The sequence below is a fragment of the Streptomyces sp. NPDC096048 genome, assembly GCF_044763415.1.
GTDB lineage: Bacteria > Actinomycetota > Actinomycetes > Streptomycetales > Streptomycetaceae > Streptomyces.
In genome coordinates this window covers 124,070-142,919 of the sequence record NZ_JBIWGG010000014.1, presented here as the reverse complement: position 1 = coordinate 142,919, position 18,850 = coordinate 124,070, and the positions used below count along the sequence as shown (strand labels likewise).

Here is an 18,850-nt window from a genome sequence, read left to right as displayed (position 1 = left end):
CATGCAGACCTTCCTCCCCCACCCCGGCTTCCGGGAGTCGGCGCTGGCCCTGGACCGCCGCCGGCTGGGCAAACAGCGCGTCGAGGCGCTCCAGGTGCTGCGCGGCCTGACCGTGCCCGGCTACGGCTGGCGCCGGCATCCGGCGGTGCGGATGTGGACGGGCTACGAGGAGGCGCTCGTCCGGTACGGCCTGGAGGTCTGCCGGGTCTGGCGCGAGCAGGGCCACCAGGACAGCTGCGCCGCCTCGCTCGTCGCCGGGCTCGCCGTGAGCCGCCCGCACGAACCGGTGCGGGACCAGCCGGAACTGGCGCGCGCCGGGGAACTGCCGCCCTGGCTGGGGGACGACGCCTTCCATCGCAGCCATCGGTCGGCGCTGGTGCGCAAGGAGCCGGAGGTCTACGCCGAGCTGTTCCCCGGAATCCCGGACGACCTGCCCTATGTGTGGCCGGCCTCGGACCGGGAGCGCGGGGAGGCGGGGAGCGGCACCCCGTAGGTCAGGTCTGCTGCTCGCCGGCCAGTTCCTCCATGTCGACGGTCTGGTCGGCAGGAGGCTGCTCGGGGCTCACCGGCTTGTTGTAGTCACTGAAGGTGACGCTGCCCGGGTTCTTGCCGCCCTCGGTCGTGGTCTTCAGGATGTACGGCTCGCCCTCCGTGGCGACGTACAGGGCGAGGGTCTCCCCGGCCGAGCCCTTCTTCGTGAGCTTCAGGGCCTCCTCGCCGCCCACCTCTGTCGTGTCGCCGCGCTTCATGCCCTGGCGCTCGGACTTGTCCTCGTCCATGGCGGCGATGAGGCCCTGCTTGTCGCAGACACCGGCGGTCGCGGCGTCGTTCGCCGGCATCTTCACCCACTTGCCCCGCAGCTTCGGCGCCATCTTCCGCGCCGCGTCGGGCTGCTGCTTCAGGGCGTCCTGCCAGTACTGCTCGTCGCCGCGCAGGTAGAGGGCCGCGTCGGTGTGCCGCACGTCCGCCTTGGCCTCGCCGGTGCCGAGGGTGCCCTGGCAGTTCTTCTCCTGGTCGACCGAGACGTCGATGGTGACGGTACTGCCGTCCTCCAGCCGGTTGTCGCCCTTGACATGCATGGACTTGGCCTGCCGCGTGGCCTCGACCGCCTTCGCGGCGATGTCGTCGGCGCTCTGCCCCTCGAACGGCTTGCTCTCGTCACCGGAATCGCCGCCGCAGCCGGCCAGTAAGGCGACCGAGACGCTCGCGGTCGCCACAGCGGTCGCCACTTTGAAGGTACGCACTGGAAGTCCCTTCCCATATCTGTTCATGACCGTCAAATCACTTGCTTTCCCGACGTGTTGGCACCGGGACGTTCCGACTACCCCGGATTCCCGCGACAAGCACGTGATGCGGAAGCCGTGATGCTCGGGTGCGCGCGGTGGCCGCCGATTGGTCCCCGATGGCGCCCCTGAAGTGGACCCCGTCACGGGCCGCCGCGCTTTCTAGCGTCGTGGGCATGAACGCCACCACCACGCGCGGAGCCCTGCTCGCCGCGCTCGCCTGTGTCCTCGTCGGAGGGTCCTTCACCGCCAACAGCCTGCTCGGCGACTACCCGTACGCCGGCGGCCAGTTCCTGCGCTACGCCCTGGCCTTCCTGCTGCTCGTCCCGTTCGCCGGCCCCGGCGCGACGACCCGGCTGCGCACGCTGGGAGCGGGCCGCTGGCTGCGCCTCGCACTGCTCGCCGCCGTCGGCATGGTCGGCTTCAACCTGGCCGTCCTCGCCGCGGAGCGCACGGCGGAACCGGCGGTCCCCGGCGTCTTCGTGGGCTGCGCGCCCGTGGTGGTCGCCGTCCTCGTCCCCCTCCTGGACGGGCGCCGGCCGCAACGCGTGGTGCTCTACGGGGCCTTGTTCGTGGCCGTGGGCGCGTTCACGGTCCAGGGGTGGGGGCGCACGGACGGCGCGGGCATCGCCTTCTCCGTGTGCGCCCTGGTCGGCGAGGTCGGTTTCGCCGTCCTCGCGGTGCCCGTACTGCGGCCCCTGGGCCCTCGGCTGCTGTCCACCGTGGTGTGCGGTGTGGCGGCCGTCGAGTCGGCGGCGGTGGGTGTCCTGGCCGACGGGGGCGGATGGCTGCGGCGGCCGGACGCGGTCGAGACCGGCGCGCTGCTGTGGCAGGCGGCGGTGGTCACCGTCGTCGGGTTCGTGTGCTGGTACATGGGCATGCAGCGGATCGGGGCGGAGCGCGCCACGCTGTTCTCCGGCCTGATCCCCGTCGCCGCCGCCTGCACGGCACCGCTCGTCGGCACGGGCTCCTACGGCGCCGCGCAAGCCGTGGGCAGCGCCCTGGTCTGCGCCGGGGTCGCCGTGGGGTCGGGCGCCGCGTCGCCGAGGTTCACGCGCCCGGGCCGCGTGCCGGGGACGCGTCAGCGGACCTCGGAGCGCTCCTTGGAGAAGCTGTAGAGGTCCTTCGAGGTGCTGATGAACTCCCGCCGCTCCTGCCGGGAGCCGACCATGGGCTGCGAACCGCTGAGCGGCACCTGGGCACTCTCCGGCAGGAACCTCACGGTCACCAGGCCGATGACACCGGCCACCATCAGGTAGTAGGCGGGCATCAGGTCGTTGCCGGTGACGCTCACCAGCGCCTCGGTGAGCAGCGGCGTGGTGCCGCCGAAGGCCGCCACGGCGAAGTTGAAGCCGATGCCCATCGCCGCGTAGCGCACGGCGGTGGGGAACAGCGCCGGCAGCGTGGCGGCGCTCGGCGCGGCGAAGCAGGCCAGCAGGGTGGCGAGGAGCAGCACCCCGGCGACCGGCGCCCAGGTGCCGTCCGCCTTCAGCAGCAGGAAGGCGGGCACGGCGAGGACGATCATCGCGATGGCGCCGACGGCGTACAGCGGGCGGCGGCCGACGTGGTCACTGAGCCGGCCGAGGAAGGTGATCAGCAGCACGATCCATACCATGCCGATCAGCACCAGCACGTCGGCGAAGCCGCTGGAGCGGCCCAGGGTCTCCGTCTGGTACGTGGGCAGGTAGCCGGTGACCATGTAGTTGGTGACGTTGTAGAGCAGCACCAGGCCCATGCAGATCAGCAGCGGCCGCCAGTGCCTCCGGACGATGGTCTTGAACTCGCTGCCCGCCGACTCCTGGGCGAGGCTCTTCTCGTGCTCGTCGAGCTGTTGCTGGAAGGCGGGGGACTCCTCCAGCTTGAGCCGCATGTACAGGCCGATGAGACCCAGCGGACCGGCGATCAGGAACGGGACGCGCCACCCCCAGTCGAGCATCTGGCCGTCGCTGAGCATCAGGTTCAGCGCGGTGACCAGCGCCGAGCCGAGCGCGTAGCCGACGAAGGTGCCGAAGTCGAGCCAGCTGGCGAGGAAGCCGCGCCGCCGGTCGGGTGAGTACTCGGCGACGAAGGTGGTGGCGCCGCCGTACTCGCCGCCGGTGGAGAAGCCCTGGAGCATGCGGGCGAGCAGCAGCAGGATCGGCGCGGCGATGCCGATGCTGGCGTAGCTCGGGATGAGACCGATGGAGAAGGTGCCGATCGCCATCAGGATCATGGTGGTGGCGAGCACCTTCTGCCGGCCGACACGGTCGCCGAGCGGGCCGAACACGAGGCCGCCGAGCGGGCGCACGACGAAGGCCGCGGCGAAGGTGGCGAAGGAGGAGATGACCTGGGCGGTCGGGGAGGCGCCGGGGAAGAACACCTTGCCGATGGTGGCGGCCAGGTAGCTGTAGACCCCGAAGTCGAACCACTCCATGCAGTTGCCGAGCGCCGAGGCCCCGACCGCGCGCTTGAGCAGCGGTCCCTCGACCACCTGGACGTCGTCCTCGCGGAAGGCGCGCTTGTTCCGGCGGAGCCGGCGGGTCAGCTCCTCGCGCACCTGCCGCGGCATGTTCGCGACCGTACTCGGCATCCTCACCCGGCCCAGGGGCCCGGAACCGCGGTCAGGCTTCGCGTTCGTCACGCTGCCGCCTTTCTGTTGCTTCACCACACTTCGCCTGAGCGAATTCTGCGCCGCGATGATCGTTCGGCGCATGCCGGGGCTGCCGCCCGGGTTCACCCCGGGGCACACACAGGAGCCCCCGGCGGACGTCCGCCGGGGGCCTCGCGTCTGTGTCCGGTACGGCTCAGGGCTGTACGGGCATGCTCCAGCAGTTGGAGCCGGCGGGCTTCCCCGAGAGCCGGTCGGTGAGCCAGGAGATGGCCTTGCCCTGGTCGGCGAGGAGCGGGGCGAAGTGGTTGAGCAGGCCGCTGCCGACACCGGGCAGCCGGACCGCGTCGTAGGTGACCTTCGCGCCCTTGCGGCACCAGTCGACGGCCAGTCGGCGGGACTGCGCGTGGGGGACCAGGTCGTCGCTGACGCCCGTGGCCACGCGCACCGGGCTGTCGGGCTCGAGCGAGCCGATGCGCTGTTCGGCCAGGAAAGCCCGCAGCGTCGGCTCCGCCCGGATGATGTCGCCGATCGACTGCCCGGTCTCCGTCCAGTCGGTGCTGCTGTCGCCGCCGTAGCCGAAGAGCGCGTCGCCGACGCACATGGTCGACAGGTCCTTGAGCGCCTCCTCGCCCGCCGCGTTGATGTACCGGTCGGCGATGGGCCGCAGGGCCGGCTCGCTCTGCAGGAAGCCGTTGAGCGACCAGCCCAGCGCGCCCGCCAGGTCTCCGCCGTCGATGGCCTCGGTCACCTCGGTCAGGTCGGCGGGCGGAGCGCCGGCGTAGGTGCCCGCCAGTTCGACGTCCGGGGCGTAGGACGGCTGGAGTTCGGCCGCGGCGGCCGTCGCCCCGCCGCCCTGGCTGTACCCGAAGAGGCCGACCCTGGACTCGGGGGTGACCGACGCCGATTCGAGGGAGCGCGCGGCGCGTACGGCGTCCAGCACGGCGTGGGCTCCGTCGACGCGGTTGACGTAGGTGTGCAGCCGGTCGGTGGTGCCGAGGCCGACGTAGTCGGTGACGACGACCGCGACGCCGCGCAGCAGCAGCCGGTAGATCGACAGGTCCTCGTAACCCACCGACACCGTCTCGCCGTTGAGCAGCAGCGGGTGCTCCAGAGCCATCGAGGCGGCGCACTGGTCACCCTGGCCCATGGTGCCGGGCGCCACGGCGACCAGGGGGCGGGGTCCGTCGCCGCGCCACTTCGCGGCCGGCTCGATGTAGGCGCCGGTCACGGCGACCGGTTCGCCGTTCGCGTCGGTGGACTTGTACATCAGCCGGGTCGCCCGCCCCGGAAGGGGGCCGTCGAGGCTGGGCAGACTCAGCGCGAGGCGCAGCGGTTCGCTGCGGACCAGCGCGCCGTCGGCGTCGGGCAGCGTGGACGGCGGGGTGTAGAAGGCGGGTATCTCGACGCCGCGGGACACCTCCGTGGCCGCGTCGGCGGCCGCCCCGCCGGCGGCGGCGGCCGGTACGGCCTGGGCACCGAGGGCGAGCGCGACCGTGACGGCCGCGGCGAGCGTGCGTGGGCGTGGGGGCATGGCGAACTCCTGGGGAAGGGCCGGAACCGGTCGTCCGCGGCCCGGTGGGGTCAGGCCGTGGTCGCGCTGCTCCTGGGGGGTGACGGGACCGTAACCGGCCAGGAGTTACCCCGGGTAGCACCCTGCTTATTACGGTTCAGTAACTTGACGGGTTGTCCAACAACGGTCACGCCGCGAACCAGGCCGTGCCCGACTCGTCGGTGGGCACGGAAAGGGCCCGCCGCCCCGTCGGGGCAGCGGGCCGGGCGGCGGTCGGCCGGGGCGCGGGCAGGGGCGCCTACCGGCGGCTGCGCACCAGGAGATACATGAAGTACGGCGTACCGATGACCGCCGTCATGAGCCCCGCACCGAGCTGTGCCGGGGCGATCACCGTGCGCCCGATGAGGTCGGCCGCGCAGACGAGCGTGGCGCCGAGGAGAAGCGCGACGGGCACGACCCGTACGTGCCGCCGGCCCACGAGGGCGCGGGCGGCGTGCGGGGCCACGAGTCCGACGAACCCGATGGTGCCCGCGCAGGCCACGGCCGTCGAGCTGAGTACGACGCTGAGCACGAGGAACCCGAGGCGTCCCGGGCCCAGCGGAAGGCCCAGCAGCCGGGGCGTGTCCTCGTCCAGCGAGATCAGGTCCAGCTCGGTGCGCCGGGCGACCGCCACACCGATGCCGACGACCAGGGCCAGCGCGACCGGCACGATGTCCGGCATGGTCCGCCCGTAGGTGGAACCGGACAGCCAGGTCAGCGCCTTCGTCGCGTTGAACGGGTCGGTGAGCACGATCAGCAGGCTGATCAGCGCGGTCGTCGCCGCGGCGACACCGATACCGACGAGGACCAGCCGGTTCTGCTGGAAGCCGCCCCGGGCGGCGAGCCCGAAGACGAGGACCGCGGTGACGGCGGACCCCGCGAAGGCGGCACCGGCGACTCCCCACGTCCCCGCGACCGGCGCGGTGGTCACCAGGACCACGGCGCCCAGCGCGCCTCCGCCGGAGACGCCCAGGACGCTGGGTTCCGCGAGCGGGTTGCGGGTCACCGCCTGCACCAGCGTGCCGGCCAGCGCGAGCGCCGCACCCGCGCAGAGCGCGGCGAGCACCCGGGGCACCCGCGTGTCCAGGACGAAGGAGACGGTCCGTCCGGCCCGCCCCTGCGCCCAGTTGACGACGTCACCGAGCAGCAGCTTGCTGTCGCCGACCAGCACGGCGGCGATCACGAGACCGACCAGGACGGCGGCCAGAACCGCCACGGTGGCCAGGAACACCGTCCGGCTCGGGATGCGCAACCGGTCGGGCGCGCCGGCCCCGGCCGTGTCCTTCAGCCGCAGCGCCATGACGACCAGGAACACGGCGCCGACCAGGCTGGTGACGACACCCGTGGGGACGGCCACCGAGAGGTCGTCCGCGACGAGGGTCCGCAGCAGCACGTCGGAACCGAGGACCAGGGCCGCGCCGGTGAGCGCCGCCCCGAGCATGGTCGTACGGGATCGCGCGAAGCCGCGGAACCGGCGGGCGAGCGGGCGGACGAGGGCGGGCGCGCACAGGCCGACGAAACCGATCGGCCCGGCGAGCGTGACCGCGGCGGCCGACAGCAGCGCCGCCAGGACGACGACCGTGACCCGGGTGGCCCGCACCGGGACGCCCAGTCCACGCGCGGCATCGTCGCCGAGGGCGAGCGCGTCCACCCGACGGGCCGCCAGCATCAGCCCGACGAGCCCGATCAGGGCGATCGGCAGCATCTGCAGGACGCCGTCGAAGCCGTTCTGGCCGATGCTGCCCTGGTTCCACTGGTAGAGGCCGTCCGTCTGCTCGGGGAAGAGCAGGAGCAGTCCCTCCGTCATGGAGTTCAGGCCCAGCATCAGCGCGGTGCCGGCGAGCACCAGCCGGACGGTGCCCGTGCCGAGCCCGGACAGACCGAGCACGACGGCCGCCGCCGCCAGACCGCCGGCGAAGGCGACGCCGGAGGAGGCGATCATCGGCAGCGAGACGCCGGTGGCGCCGACCAGCCCGAGCGCCAGGTAGGAACCGGCGTTCACGGCCAGGGTGTCGGGGGATGCCAGCACATTGCGGCTGACCGCCTGGAGCACGGCGCCGGCCGTGCCGAGGACGGCGCCGACCAGGAGCCCCGCGGCCATCCGGGGCAGCCGGGACGCGATCACGACGGAGGCGTCGTCCGGATCGGCCTGCCCGGTCAGGGCCTTGAGCACCTCGGCGGGTCCCACGGCCGCGGTGCCCTGGGTGATGTCGACGACGGCCAGGACGGCGACCAGCAGGACGAGTCCGGCCGTCACCGCGGCCGCACCCGACCGGGACGTGGGAGCCGTCGACGGACGGGCAGCGGGCTTGGTTGCGGTGACGGCCATGGCCTCGCTACTTCGTCAGCGCGCCGACGACGGCGTCGATGTACGCCTCCATCGACCCGGGGCCACCGAACATCCAGATGCCGTCGTTCAGCCGGTGCACGTCGCCGGCCTTCACGAACGGCAGCGACTTCCACACCGAGTTCTCGGCCAGCGCGCCGGTGAACGGGGTGGCGTTCGGGTCCTCGTCGTTGCCGATGTAGGCGAAGTGGGTGTCCTTCGGCAGGGCGGTCAGGCCCTCGACGTCGGTGGAGGCGAGACCGTAGGCCTCGTCGCCCTTCATCTTCCAGGCGTTCTTCAGGCCGATGGCCTCGTTCACCTCACCGATGAGGGAGGTCGCGGTGTAGGGGCGGATCGAGACCTGGTTGGAGGTCACGTAGCCGTCGGCGAAGGCGATCTCCTGGCCGGCCATCTCGGCGTCGGTCAGGGCCTTCTTGCCCTCGGCGACCTTCGCCTCGAAGGCGGCGCGGATCGTCTTCGCCTTGTCCGTGGTGCCGGTGGCCTTGGCGACGAGGTCGACGTTGTCGAGCATCTGCCCGATCTGGTCGGTGCCGTCGGCGGACTTCAGCTCCAGCACCGGGGCGACCTCGCGCAGCTGCTTCACGGCGGCGGGCGGCAGGTCGGTGGTGGCGACGATGAGGTCGGGAGCGAGCGAGGCGACGGTGTCCATGCTCGGCTCGCCGCGCGTGCCGATGTCCTTGGGCTCGTTCTTCAGCGGGACCGAGGTGTCCCACGTCTTGTAGCCCTTGACGTCCGCGACGCCGACCGGGTCGACACCCAGTGAGACGAGGCTCTCGACGGCGTTCCACTCGGTGGCGACGACCTTGGTGGCCGGGCCGTCGAGCTTCACCTCGGTGCCCTTGCCGTCCTTGAGCGTGATGGCCTCGGAGGCCTTCTTCTCGGTCTTGTCGGCGGCGGGCTCGGTGGTGCCGCAGGCGGCGAGGGTGAGCGCCGCGGCGGTGGTGGCGGCCGCGGTGAGCAGGAGGCGTCTCATGAGGTGGTGCCGAGCCTTTCGGTTCGTATGTGGTGGCGGCCGATCGGGCGGGTGCGCAGTCGGCCGGTCATGGGGTCGGTGTCGACGTCGATGCGGATGCCGTAGACGGCACTGAGGCGTTCCGGCGTCAGCACGTCCTCGGGCAGGCCGTCGGCGACGATCCGGCCCGCTTCGAGAAGCGTGATCCGGTCGGCGACGGCCGCGGCCTGGTCGAGGTCGTGCAGGACGACTCCGACGGCGATGCCGTGGTCGTCCGCCAGGTCGCGGATGAGGTCGAGGAGTTCGATCTGGTAGCGCAGGTCGAGGTACGTCGTCGGTTCGTCCAGGAGCAGGACCCCGGTCTCCTGGGCGAGGCAGCTCGCGAGCCACACCCGCTGCAACTGCCCGCCGGACAGGTGGTCCGCGCCGCGGTCGGCGAGGCCGTCGACGCCGGTGAGCGCGAGCGCCCGGTCGACGGCGGCCGGGCCGTCCGGATCCGGCCGCCCCCAGCGGCCCCGGTACGGGTAGCGGCCGAACTCGACGACGTCCCGCACGGTCAGCCCGCCGGGTGTCGGACGCCCCTGCGTGAGCAGGGCGACGTAACGCGAGAACTCACGGGACGTCAGCGCCAGGCCGTCGGTGCCGCCGTCGATCCTGAGCGTGGCACTGCGGGCACGCTGCAGCCGGGCGATGGTCCGCAGCAGGGTCGATTTGCCGCTGCCGTTCGGCCCCACCAGGACGGTCACTTCACCGGGCCTGAGCCCGACCGCCGCGTCGTGCACGACATCGACACCGTCGTACGACACGGTCACACCGGTCGCCGACAGTTCATGACCGCGCAAGCGCGGGGTACCGGCTGCGTCTTCACCAGATCTCACGTGGCGAAGGTTAGCCTAACCTAAAAACCGCTGGTAGAGGCGGGGCTCACACCGCCCCGGCGGCGACCCTGGCGCCCCGTTCGCCGCCGGTCGGGCGACGGGCTCAACTCGCTTTCCACGACTGGGGTTTCCACAGTCCCGCCCGGTTCAGGGACTGCGGGCAGTGAAGATAGATCTCGTCGATCTCCAGGAGCAGGGCGAGGTCAGGTCGCCGCCCGTCCCGGGCCATCGCGTCGAAGAAGGGCGCGTCGGTGAGGAGGCGGGCCCGGCCGTTGACGCGCAGCACCTCCTTGCCGCCGGGGACCAGGTAGAGCAGCCCGGCGTGCGGATTGTCGAGGATGTTGTGGAAGCTGTCCCCCCGCCGGTTCCCCGGCCGGTCCGGCAGGGCGAGGGTGCCGGGTGAGAGGACGTGCGTGAAGCCCGGGGTGTCACCGCGCGGCGAGACGTCGCAGTTGCCCTCGGCGTCCGAGGTGGCGAGCAGGCAGAACGGGGAGCGGGCCAGTATGTCCCGGTCCTCGTCCGTGAGCCGGTCGTGGACCTTGTCTATGACGAGGGGCCAGGGCTCGCCCAGCAGCTCGCGCAGTTCCGCGCGCGAGCCGAGCTCGACCCAGCCCTCCTCGGTGACGGCGTCCGGTCGTTCTCCGGTCGCGTCGATCGTGTGCGGCAAGGCCGGCTCCCCAGGTGTGTGCTTGCCGGACGTGTGGCCTTCCGGCGGATGGTTGCACCCGGCACGTTATCTGATGTTAGGTCCGCCTTACCCGTCGCCCGGAGCGACGCGGAGCGCGGGCGGGCGGTGCGCCCCTCAGAAGGCGTACCGGACGCGCAGCCAGGGCGCACGGGCGGCGACGAGCGCGCGGAGCCGCTCCACCGCCGCGCCCTTGACGCCGTTGCGGTAGCGCACGTTCAGCGCGCCGTTCTCCGAGCGCTTGGCCTGCTGGAGCTCGGGCCGCCACAGCACCTCCTCGGCGCGCGGGTGCCAGCCGAGGTTGACCTCGTGCAGTCCCCGGTTGTGGGTCAGCATGATCACCTCGGCGGCGGCCTGCCGCTTGACCCGGTCCGGCAGGACGTCGTCGAGGTGCCGCAGCAGATCCGCCCAGGCATCCTCCCAGCCCGGCCGCACCACCACGGGGGAGAGGTTGAAGTGCACCTCGTAGCCGGCGTCCAGGAAGTCGCCCGCCGCGGCGATGCGCTCGGCCACCGGTGAGGTGCGCACGTCCAGCAGGCGGGAGTCGTCCGGCGGCATCAGGGAGAAGCGGATCCGCGTTCGGCCGCGAGGGTCGAGGGAGAGCAGGTCGGGATTGACGAACTTGGTGGCGAAGGACGCCTTGGCCGTCGGCCACTGCCGGAAGGCGTGCACCAGGTCCGCGGTGTTGTCGCAGATCAGGGCGTCCACCGAGCAGTCGCCGTTCTCGCCGACGTCGTAGACCCAGGCCTCGGGGTCGCACTGGTTCGGCTCGGGCTTGGGTCCCTGCCGGGCGATGTGCCGGCCGAGGTGGGCGATGATCCGGTCGATGTTGGTGAAGACGGTGACCGGGTTGGCGTATCCCTTGCGGCGCGGCACGTAGCAGTAGGCGCAGGCCATGGCGCAGCCGTTGGAGGCGCCGGGGGCGATCCAGTCGGCGGAGCGGCCGTTGGGGCGGGTGGACAGCGTCTTCCTCTCACCCAGGACCAGCGTCTCTCCCTTGACGCGCACCCAGCGCTCCACGTTGCCCTCGTTGCCGTGCAGGCCGGGGACGCGCCAGTGGGAATCCACCTCGACCACACGGGCCTCGGGGAACCGGGCGATCACCTCCCGGCCGCGCGGAGAGGCGGCCGCCGCCGGCTCGGCGTGGATCTCCCGTACGGGCAGCAGTCGGCGAGCGGCCGCGGAGTCCCGGAAGAACGGTCCGGCGGCGGGCGCGGCGTCCGGCGGACCGGGCGTCAGGGCGTCGAGGCCGAACAGCGTGCCGGAGCCGTCGTCCGGTGCGGTGGACGGGTCGTGCATGGGTGCTCCGGTGGGCGGGTGCGGGACGGACCGTACCCGGCCTCGGTGCGCCGCGGACGGTCCCGTTCCCTCCACTGTACGAAGCGCGCGGTGCCTTCCGCCGTGTCACGCGACCGGTCGGGGGCATACGCGTGACACGGCACCGCTCCGGTGCCGCCGATCCGAAGGGGTGTACACCGTGCTCGCCATCATCGCGGCGGTTCTGTTCCTCATCGCCTGGCTGATCAACGCGGCGGAGATCTCGACCAACGACATCTTCACCGCTACCAACGTCATGCTCATCGGCCTCGCCCTGCTGGCCCTGCACGTCGCCGGGATCGGCAGCGGCTGGGCGACGCGCGGGCGGCGCCGCTGAGCCCCCGCGGCGAGTCCCCCCGTCGTCAGGGGATCCGCGCGACGCCCGTGTAGATGCCGCTCTCCTCCGGCGCGGGCGGTTCCTGGCCCGCGCCGTACCACTCGGTGGCCGTGACCAGGCCGGGCGGCAGCAGCTCCAGGCCGTCGAAGAAGCGGGCCACCTCCGCCCGGGTACGGAAGCCGAGACGGATGCCGCCCTTGGCGTACTGGGCGGTCACCTGCTCGGCGAGCTCCGGGAAGAGGTCGATCGCGGCGTGCGACAGGACCAGGTGACTGCCCGGCGGGAGGGTCTCGACCAGGCCGCGGACGATGCCGTGGGCGTCCTCGTCGTCCGGAACGAAGTGCATCAGGGCGATCAGCGACAGCGCGACGGGCCGGTCGAAGTCGAGGATCTCGCGTGCGTGCCGCACGATCTCGTCCGGCTCGCGGACGTCGGCCTGGATGTAGTCCGTGGCCCCCTCGGGACTGCTGACCAGCAGGGCCTCCGCGTGCCGCAGGACGATCGGGTCGTTGTCGGCGTAGACGACCCTGGCCGTCGGCACCGTCCGCTGGACGATCTGGTGGAGGTTGGGCTCGGTCGGGATGCCGGTGCCGATGTCCAGGAACTGGTCGATGCCCCGCGCGGCGAGGTGGGCCACCGCGCGGTTCATGAACGCGCGGTTCTGCCGCGCCGCGTTCCGCGCCTCGGGGGGCAGTGTCTCGCCCACCGCCTCGTCGACGGGGTAGTTGTCCTTGCCGCCCAGCAGCCAGTCGTAGACACGCGCGGGGTGGGCCCGGCTGGTGTCGATGTGGGGTGGCTGGGAATGGTCCGTGGTCATGCCGGGCTCCGTGGTCCGGGAAGTGGCGCTCCGCCGCGAATCCCGATCATCGTACTGCTCCGCGTCCCCTGCCATGTGCCGGGCGGACGGCGGGAGTTGCCGGGCACCGCGGACTCGCCCGGCGGCCCTCCCGCGCTCACTCGGAACTTCGGCCCTGGGTGCCGGGCGGACGGTAGGTCCACTCCCGGTCCGCGTCGGTGATCTCGCGTATCACCCGTGCGGGTGTCTGTACGGGTCCGAGGCCCCGCCCGCACCGCGGGTGGACGCGGGCGGGGCCGTTCGGTCAGGAGGCGGGGGAGTGTCGGCCGGCGGACACGTCCGTCACCGTCCAGCGCTGGTTGGCGCCGGAGTTGGGCGGCCACGTCGTGACGGCCGCGCCCTCATGCGTCGCCTGGCCGCCGACTTCGAGCAGGCGCCCGGTGGCCGCGTTGACCAGGGTCCAGGTGCCGTCGCCGGTGGTCGACATGAGCCACTGGGCGGCCTTGTCACGCCTGCCGGTGTCGGGTTCGGCCACCGGGACGTCGTCGCGTACGGCCAGCCGCGTGCCGGCGTCCGGGTCGGTGAAGACGTAGCGGTCGCGCACGCCGCTGTCGTGGCGCACCGCGCTGAGCCGCCACCGCTCGGCGCCGGTGCCGGCCCCGGTGCCGAGGACCAGGTCGGTGCCGCCCGCCGCGACGGTGACGGCCTTGCCGCTCTGTACGCCGGTCAGCGTGTAGGTGTGGCCCTCGCGGAGCAGGGCGGCGTCCTTCGCGACGCCGGAGACGCCCTTGATCGCGAAGGAGGTCACGGACCGCGCGGGCACGGTGAAGGTGGCCGCGCGGTCACTCACCCTGATCGGCGCCTGTCGTGCGAGCTTGCCGTCGGCACTGGTCACGACGGGGGTGACGGTGGCGTCCCGGCGCACGTGGCGGAAGTTCGACAGGTCGACGGTGACCGTGCGGGCCTCGGCGGTGCGGTTGACGTGGACGAGCGAGGCGCCCTTGCCGTCGCGGGTGACGGCGGCGGCACTGGAGGTGTCGTCCGTCTTGATCAGCCGGTCGCCGGGCCGGATGAAGTGGGTGAAGTTGCGGGCGGTGTCGAACTTGGTGTTGGTCCGGATCGGGCAGGTTTCGAGGGTGTCCTCGGCGGTGCAGCTGAACGGGAGCTGGATGCTGCCCCAGTTGCCGCCCTTGGCCGACTCGCCGCCGGGCCTCATGTTGTCGTAGTCCTCGACGGGCTGCCAGAACACCCAGGCCCGGGGCTCCAGTTCACGCAGATCGTCGACGATCTGCTGGGCGAGGCCGAGTCCTGGCCGCATGTCCTCGAAGTCCTGGCCGTCGCCCCAGTCGCCGCCGACCTCGCTCATCCACAGCGGCTTGTCCGCGGCCTTGGACAGGTCCCGCACGGTGGTGCGCTGCCCGGTGCCGTAGGTGTGCACGTTCATCTGGTCGACGAGGTCGCGGTCGGCCGGGGAGTAGGCGTTCCAGTTCGTCGCGAAGGTACCGGGGTTGGTCTCGTCCATCGCCGAGATGTCCGCCTCGACCTTCGCCTTCCTCAGCGCGGGGGCGAGGGCCCGCAGGACCTCGCGCTGGAGGCCGGGGCCCATGTGGGCCCCTTCCTGCCGGCCGCCGACGGGTTCGCCGTCCGCGCCCAGCCGCGTGCCCCAGTAGGGGGTGTTGGGCTCGTTGAACGGGTCGACGGTGTCGACCTCGATGCCCTCGGCCTTCTCCAGCCGCTTGGTCGCACCGGCCATGTAGGCGGCGAAGTCGTCGACCGACTCGGTCCTGAGCTGGTCGGCCAAGGAGTCGAAGCCGCCGGAGACGTAGCCGCTGACGGTCATGAACCAGGGCGGGGAGTTGCTGAACGTCTCCCAGTGGTCGATGTCGTCCTTGATGCGCTCGACCCACCAGCGCTGGGTGGCGTCGGCGTCCTCGTTCCAGTCGGCCGGGTCGTCGGCGCTCCACCAGTCGGTGTCCTCACGGGTGGTGCCCGCGGGCGCCTTCCACCAGCCCTCGACGGCGCCGCCGGCGCGCAGGTAGTCCTTGACGTCCGGCGCGTTGCCGCCGCCGATGTTGTAGCGGGCGATGTTCAGGCCCAGGCCGTCGTCGCCGAAGAGGAGCCGCGCCAGCTTCTCGCGGATCTCGGGAGGGTAGTCGCCGGTGGCGTTGGCGAACCAGACCAGGCTGGTGCCCCAGCCCTCGAACTCCTCCTGCTGGTACGACGGGTCGGGCCGCACGGTGACGGAGGCGGCGGCCGCGGCCGGTTCGGCCTGGGCGGGAACGCTGATCAGGGCGGCGCCCGTGGCCAGGGCGGTCAGGGCGGCGGCCCCGAGGAGGCGTCTGCTGCGCGTACGGCGTGCCATCGTGTGCTCCCGACTGGAAGGTGTGGTCACTCATTCTGTTTGCGCAAACATCGAGCGCCGCGAAGGGGCTCTCACGGTCAGGGGTGTGGTTCATGTTTACGTAAACATCAATGGCCGCATGTCTACCCTGCCCCGAGGGCGGCGGTCAAGGGTCCGTCGGGGCTCGACCGCGCGCCGGGGCGGTGGCCAGTCGGCCCCCGAGGAGGCCGCGCCGCGGAAAGGCGCGGGGCCGGTCCAGTAGACGTGAGACGGCCGTGACCGCCGCCTCGCGCAGGGCCGCCCGGCCCGGGCCGGCGGGACAGGCGGCCATCCGGCGCACGAGTCCCTCCTCGGGCGCCCGGCCACCTGCCCCGGCCGGCCACCTGCCCCGGCCGGCCACCTGCCCCGGCCGGCCACCTGCCCCGTCCGGCCATCCGCCCCGTCCGGCTCCCGCGCCACCCCGGCGGAGGACTGCGGACTGCGGCGTACGGGGTGTGCTGGTGACAGACATGCGCATCCACTTGCCCGTCCATGGTGTGCGGCGCGGGAGCCCGTGCGCTTATGGAGCCCGTGCGCTTATGGAGCCCGTGCGCTCATGGCGCCCGTGCGCTCTTGGAGCCCGTGCGGCCGCACGGCGAACGGGTGCTCACCTTCCTCGGCCTTGTGCCAAGGTCGGTCGGTTCGTGGCCGAACGGGTGAGTACCGCCCGGTTTACGGGCTGCCGGGGAAGGCAACTCCACAAGCCGACCGTCGTCCCCCCACGCCCAGGAGAGCCTCATGACCCAAGTCGCCGACTATGTCCTCCAGCGCCTGTCCGAGTGGGGCGTCCAGCGTGTGTACGGCTATCCGGGTGACGGCATCAACGGCCTGCTCGGCGCCTTCGACCGGGCCGACGGCGACCCGGAGTTCATCCAGGCACGGCACGAGGAGATGGCCGCGTTCATGGCCTGCGCCCACGCCAAGTTCACCGGCGAGGTGGGGTGCTGCGTCGCCACGTCGGGACCGGGCGCGGTGCACCTGCTCAACGGCCTCTACGACGCCAAGCTCGACCACCAGCCCGTGGTGGCGGTGGTGGGCCAGCAGAAGCGGCTGTCGCTCGGCACCCACTACCAGCAGGAGATCGCCCTCGACCAGCTGTTCGCGGACGTGTCCGAGTACTGCCAGATGGTCGTGCACCCGGGCCAGGCCCGGCATGTGATCGACCGGGCGTTCAAGACCGCCCTGACCACCCGGGGCGTCGCCACGATCATCATCCCCAACGACGTGCAGGAGGAGGAGGCCCAGCCCTCCCCGCCCAGGGAGCACGGCTCGGTCTTCTCCAGCGTGGGCTGGAGCCGGCCCCGGGTGCTGCCCGACCTGGACGAGCTCCGCAAGGCCGCCGACGTCCTCAACGCGGGCGACAAGGTCGCCATGCTGGTGGGCCAGGGCGCGGCGAAGGCGGAGGCCGAGGTGAAGGAGGTGGCCGAACTGCTCGGCGCCGGTGTCGCCAAGGCCCTGCTCGGCCGCGAGGTCCTGCCCGACGACCTGCCGTACGTCACCGGGCCCATCGGCCTCCTGGGCAGCAAGGCCAGCGACAACATGATCCAGGGCTGCGACACCCTGCTGATGGTCGGCAGCAGCTTCCCGTACTCGGAGTGGCTGCCGGAGGAGGGGCAGGCCAGGGGCGTCGAGATCGACATCGACGGCCGCATGATCGGCATCCGCTATCCCATGGACGCCCACCTCGTCGGCGACTCCAGGGAAACCCTGCGTGCCCTGATCCCGATGCTCCAGCGCAAGAAGGACCGCGGCTGGCGGGAGAAGATCGAGAAGGACGTACGGGAATGGCACGACCTGTGCGACCGCTGGGCGGGAGAGCACTTCGGCAAGACGATCAACCCCCAGGCCGTAGCCGCCGAACTGTCGCCCCGCCTGCCCGACGGAGCCATCCTCACGGCCGATTCCGGCTCCGGCACCAACTGGTGGGCCCGGCACCTCAAGCTGCGCGAGGGCATGCGGGCCTCGCTGTCCGGCACGCTGGCGACGATGGGGCCGGGGACTCCGTACGCCATCGCGGCGCGGTTCGCGTACCCCGACCGGCCGGTGATCGCGTTCATCGGGGACGGCGCGTTCCAGATGAACGGCATGAACGAGATGATCACCGTCAAGCGCTACCTGGACCGTCTGACCGGTACGGCGCCGCTCGTCTTCTGCGTCTTCAACAACCAGGACCTCAACCAGGTCACCTGGGAACAGCGCGCCATGGCCGGTGACCCCAAGTATCCGGGCTCGCAGGACATCCCCGACGTCCCCTACGCCGCCTACGCCGAGCTCCTCGGCCTCAAGGGCATCGTCTGCGCCGACCCGAAGAAGGTCGGGTCGGCCTGGGACGAGGCGCTCGCCGCCGACCGGCCCGTGGTCCTGGAGTTCAAGGTCGACCCGGAGATCGCGCCGATCCCGCCGCACATCATGAAGGAGCAGGGCAAGAAGGCGGTCAAGGCGGCGCTGCACGACCCGCAGGCCACCGGCATCGCCACCAAGGGCGTACGCCAGAAGCTCACCGAGTACGCCGAGCACCTCCCCGGCCGGGGCAAGAAGTGAGCGGCGGGCGGCACCGCCGGGCGGGCGGCACGGAAGTCGTGGTCGTCACCGGGGCGACCGGCGGCGTCGGCCGGGCCACCGCACGGGCCTTCGGCGCCCGTGGGAGTTCCGTGGCCCTCCTGGCGCGCGGTGAGTACGCCCTGGAGCAGGCGGCGGAGGAGGTCCGGCAGGCGGGCGGACGCGCACTGCCCCTGGTGGTGGACGTCGCGGACCCGGGGGCCGTGGACGCGGCGGCCGCCCGGGTCGAGGAGGAGCTCGGCCCGATCGACGTCTGGGTGAACGCCGCGTTCTCGACCGTCTTCGCCCCGGTGGCGGAGATCGAACCGGCAGAACTCAAGCGGGCGACCGAGGTGACCTACTTCGGCTTCGTCCACGGCACCCAGGCCGCCCTGCGGCACATGACGCCGCGCGATCGCGGCACCATCGTCCAGGTGGGTTCGGCCCTGGCCCAGCGCAGCGTCCCGCTCCAGTCGGTGTACTGCGGGGCCAAGCACGCCATCCAGGGCTTCACCGACTCCCTGCGCTGCGAACTGCTGCACGACCGCAGCGGGGTCCGGGTGACCATGGTCCAGATGCCCGGGCTCAACACGCCCCAGTTCAGCTGGGTCCTCAGCCGGCTGCCCCGGCATCCGCGCCCGGTGGCCCCGGTCTACCAGCCCGAGGTCGCCGCCGAGGCGGTTCTGTACGCCGCGGACCACCCCGAGCGGCGCGAGTACTGGGTCGGCGGCTCCACCGTCGCCACGCTGATCGGCCAGAAGCTCGCCCCCGGGCTGCTGGACCGTTACCTGGCCCGCACCGGTTACGACGGGCAGCAGACGGACGAGCCCGTCGACCCGTCCCGTCCGGTCAACCTCTGGAAGCCGCCGGACGGCACCGCACCGGCCGACTACGGCGCGCACGGGATCTTCGACGACGAGTCCCACGCCCGCAGCCTTCAGTTCTGGCTCTCCCGTCACCGCCGGTCGCTCGCGCTGGGCGCCGCCGTGACCGGAACGGTCGCCGCGGCCCTGGCCGACGGCATCCGCCGACGCGCTCGGCGCGGCGGGGCGACGGCGTCGTTGCGGCGCGCCGCGCGCTCCGCCCGAGGGCCGTGGACGTAGTCCCGGAACGCACTGCCGCGCCGCTGACCTGACGCTCGGGCCGGGTGCCGGGTGCCGGGTGCCGGGCGCCGGGTGCCGGGTGCCGGGTGCCGGGT

The 18,850-nt window shown here is 72.3% G+C and carries 15 protein-coding genes; 5 read left to right on the top strand and 10 right to left on the bottom strand.

What is annotated here, in order from left to right; all coding sequences use genetic code 11:
- Window position 1: 1 nt before the first annotated feature.
- Window positions 2-493 carry an MSMEG_6728 family protein gene (locus ACIQ6R_RS32810; protein ID WP_404182734.1) on the top strand — a complete coding sequence of 164 codons (492 nt, stop codon included), beginning with the start codon at window positions 2-4 and terminating at the stop codon, window positions 491-493.
- Between the two features lies 1 nt (window position 494).
- On the opposite strand, the gene ACIQ6R_RS32805 is transcribed toward ACIQ6R_RS32810, so the two are convergent.
- Window positions 495-1,244 (bottom strand): hypothetical protein, encoded by a 750-nt coding sequence (locus ACIQ6R_RS32805; RefSeq protein ID WP_404182731.1) that lies wholly within the window; start codon window positions 1,242-1,244, stop codon window positions 495-497.
- Between the two features lie 215 nt (window positions 1,245-1,459).
- Between ACIQ6R_RS32805 and ACIQ6R_RS32800 the strand changes: the two genes are divergently transcribed.
- On the top strand, window positions 1,460-2,401 hold the full coding sequence (locus tag ACIQ6R_RS32800) for a DMT family transporter (protein WP_404182728.1): 942 nt from the start codon (window positions 1,460-1,462) through the stop codon (window positions 2,399-2,401).
- Here the strand turns inward: ACIQ6R_RS32800 and proP are convergent.
- The 7 genes from proP to ACIQ6R_RS32765 form a co-directional block, all read right to left on the bottom strand.
- The gene (gene proP, locus ACIQ6R_RS32795; RefSeq protein ID WP_404225339.1) at window positions 2,365-3,852 is read right to left on the bottom strand and encodes a glycine betaine/L-proline transporter ProP; all 1,488 of its coding nucleotides are present in this window, start codon (window positions 3,850-3,852) and stop codon (window positions 2,365-2,367) included. The two genes, ACIQ6R_RS32800 and proP, sit on opposite strands and share 37 nt — an antisense overlap.
- A gap of 214 nt (window positions 3,853-4,066) precedes the next feature.
- Window positions 4,067-5,404 (bottom strand): lipase family protein, encoded by a 1,338-nt coding sequence (locus ACIQ6R_RS32790; RefSeq protein ID WP_404225337.1) that lies wholly within the window; start codon window positions 5,402-5,404, stop codon window positions 4,067-4,069.
- A gap of 277 nt (window positions 5,405-5,681) precedes the next feature.
- Window positions 5,682-7,751, bottom strand: coding sequence for an iron ABC transporter permease (locus ACIQ6R_RS32785; protein WP_404182722.1), 2,070 nt, complete (start codon window positions 7,749-7,751; stop codon window positions 5,682-5,684).
- Window positions 7,752-7,758: 7 nt separating this feature from the next.
- Window positions 7,759-8,742, bottom strand: a complete 984-nt coding sequence (locus ACIQ6R_RS32780) for an ABC transporter substrate-binding protein (RefSeq protein ID WP_404182719.1) — start codon at window positions 8,740-8,742, stop codon at window positions 7,759-7,761.
- Window positions 8,739-9,599, bottom strand: coding sequence for an ABC transporter ATP-binding protein (locus ACIQ6R_RS32775; protein ID WP_404182716.1), 861 nt, complete (start codon window positions 9,597-9,599; stop codon window positions 8,739-8,741). Before ACIQ6R_RS32775 ends, ACIQ6R_RS32780 begins: the two co-directional genes overlap by 4 nt.
- A gap of 103 nt (window positions 9,600-9,702) precedes the next feature.
- Window positions 9,703-10,266, bottom strand: coding sequence for an MSMEG_1061 family FMN-dependent PPOX-type flavoprotein (locus ACIQ6R_RS32770; RefSeq protein ID WP_404225335.1), 564 nt, complete (start codon window positions 10,264-10,266; stop codon window positions 9,703-9,705).
- A gap of 135 nt (window positions 10,267-10,401) precedes the next feature.
- Window positions 10,402-11,583 carry a spore photoproduct lyase family protein gene (locus ACIQ6R_RS32765; protein ID WP_404225334.1) on the bottom strand — a complete coding sequence of 394 codons (1,182 nt, stop codon included), beginning with the start codon at window positions 11,581-11,583 and terminating at the stop codon, window positions 10,402-10,404.
- A 178-nt stretch (window positions 11,584-11,761) separates the two neighbouring features.
- Here ACIQ6R_RS32765 and ACIQ6R_RS32760 point away from each other — a divergent pair, with 178 nt between their 5' ends.
- Window positions 11,762-11,938: a hypothetical protein gene (locus ACIQ6R_RS32760; protein ID WP_310875043.1), complete on the top strand. Its 177-nt coding sequence runs from the start codon at window positions 11,762-11,764 to the stop codon at window positions 11,936-11,938.
- 25 nt (window positions 11,939-11,963) lie between these two features.
- Here ACIQ6R_RS32760 and ACIQ6R_RS32755 read toward each other — a convergent pair whose 3' ends face one another.
- Together ACIQ6R_RS32755 and ACIQ6R_RS32750 are read right to left on the bottom strand one after the other, a co-directional pair.
- Window positions 11,964-12,755, bottom strand: coding sequence for an SAM-dependent methyltransferase (locus ACIQ6R_RS32755; RefSeq protein ID WP_404225332.1), 792 nt, complete (start codon window positions 12,753-12,755; stop codon window positions 11,964-11,966).
- 283 nt (window positions 12,756-13,038) lie between these two features.
- Entirely contained in the window at window positions 13,039-15,096 is a 2,058-nt protein-coding gene (locus tag ACIQ6R_RS32750) for an RICIN domain-containing protein (RefSeq protein WP_404225330.1), read from the bottom strand.
- A 756-nt stretch (window positions 15,097-15,852) separates the two neighbouring features.
- Here ACIQ6R_RS32750 and ACIQ6R_RS32745 point away from each other — a divergent pair.
- Both ACIQ6R_RS32745 and ACIQ6R_RS32740 read left to right on the top strand, forming a co-directional pair.
- Window positions 15,853-17,655, top strand: a complete 1,803-nt coding sequence (locus ACIQ6R_RS32745) for a thiamine pyrophosphate-requiring protein (protein WP_404182702.1) — start codon at window positions 15,853-15,855, stop codon at window positions 17,653-17,655.
- On the top strand, window positions 17,652-18,755 hold the full coding sequence (locus tag ACIQ6R_RS32740; protein ID WP_404225329.1) for an SDR family oxidoreductase: 1,104 nt from the start codon (window positions 17,652-17,654) through the stop codon (window positions 18,753-18,755). The genes ACIQ6R_RS32745 and ACIQ6R_RS32740 overlap by 4 nt, the downstream gene beginning before the upstream one ends.
- Window positions 18,756-18,850: the final 95 nt, after the last annotated feature.

Bases quoted from the DNA above. Each gene is read 5' to 3' on its own strand.
- ACIQ6R_RS32810 (WP_404182734.1), top strand. From the start codon at position 2: ATGCAGACCTTCCTCCCCCACCCCGGCTTCCGGGAGTCGGCGCTGGCC.
- ACIQ6R_RS32800 (WP_404182728.1), top strand. From the start codon at position 1,460: ATGAACGCCACCACCACGCGCGGAGCCCTGCTCGCCGCGCTCGCCTGT.
- proP (WP_404225339.1), bottom strand. From the start codon at position 3,852: ATGCCGAGTACGGTCGCGAACATGCCGCGGCAGGTGCGCGAGGAGCTG.
- ACIQ6R_RS32790 (WP_404225337.1), bottom strand. From the start codon at position 5,404: ATGCCCCCACGCCCACGCACGCTCGCCGCGGCCGTCACGGTCGCGCTC.
- ACIQ6R_RS32785 (WP_404182722.1), bottom strand. From the start codon at position 7,751: ATGGCCGTCACCGCAACCAAGCCCGCTGCCCGTCCGTCGACGGCTCCC.
- ACIQ6R_RS32780 (WP_404182719.1), bottom strand. From the start codon at position 8,742: ATGAGACGCCTCCTGCTCACCGCGGCCGCCACCACCGCCGCGGCGCTC.
- ACIQ6R_RS32765 (WP_404225334.1), bottom strand. From the start codon at position 11,583: ATGCACGACCCGTCCACCGCACCGGACGACGGCTCCGGCACGCTGTTC.
- ACIQ6R_RS32755 (WP_404225332.1), bottom strand. From the start codon at position 12,755: ATGACCACGGACCATTCCCAGCCACCCCACATCGACACCAGCCGGGCC.
- ACIQ6R_RS32750 (WP_404225330.1), bottom strand. From the start codon at position 15,096: ATGGCACGCCGTACGCGCAGCAGACGCCTCCTCGGGGCCGCCGCCCTG.
- ACIQ6R_RS32745 (WP_404182702.1), top strand. From the start codon at position 15,853: ATGACCCAAGTCGCCGACTATGTCCTCCAGCGCCTGTCCGAGTGGGGC.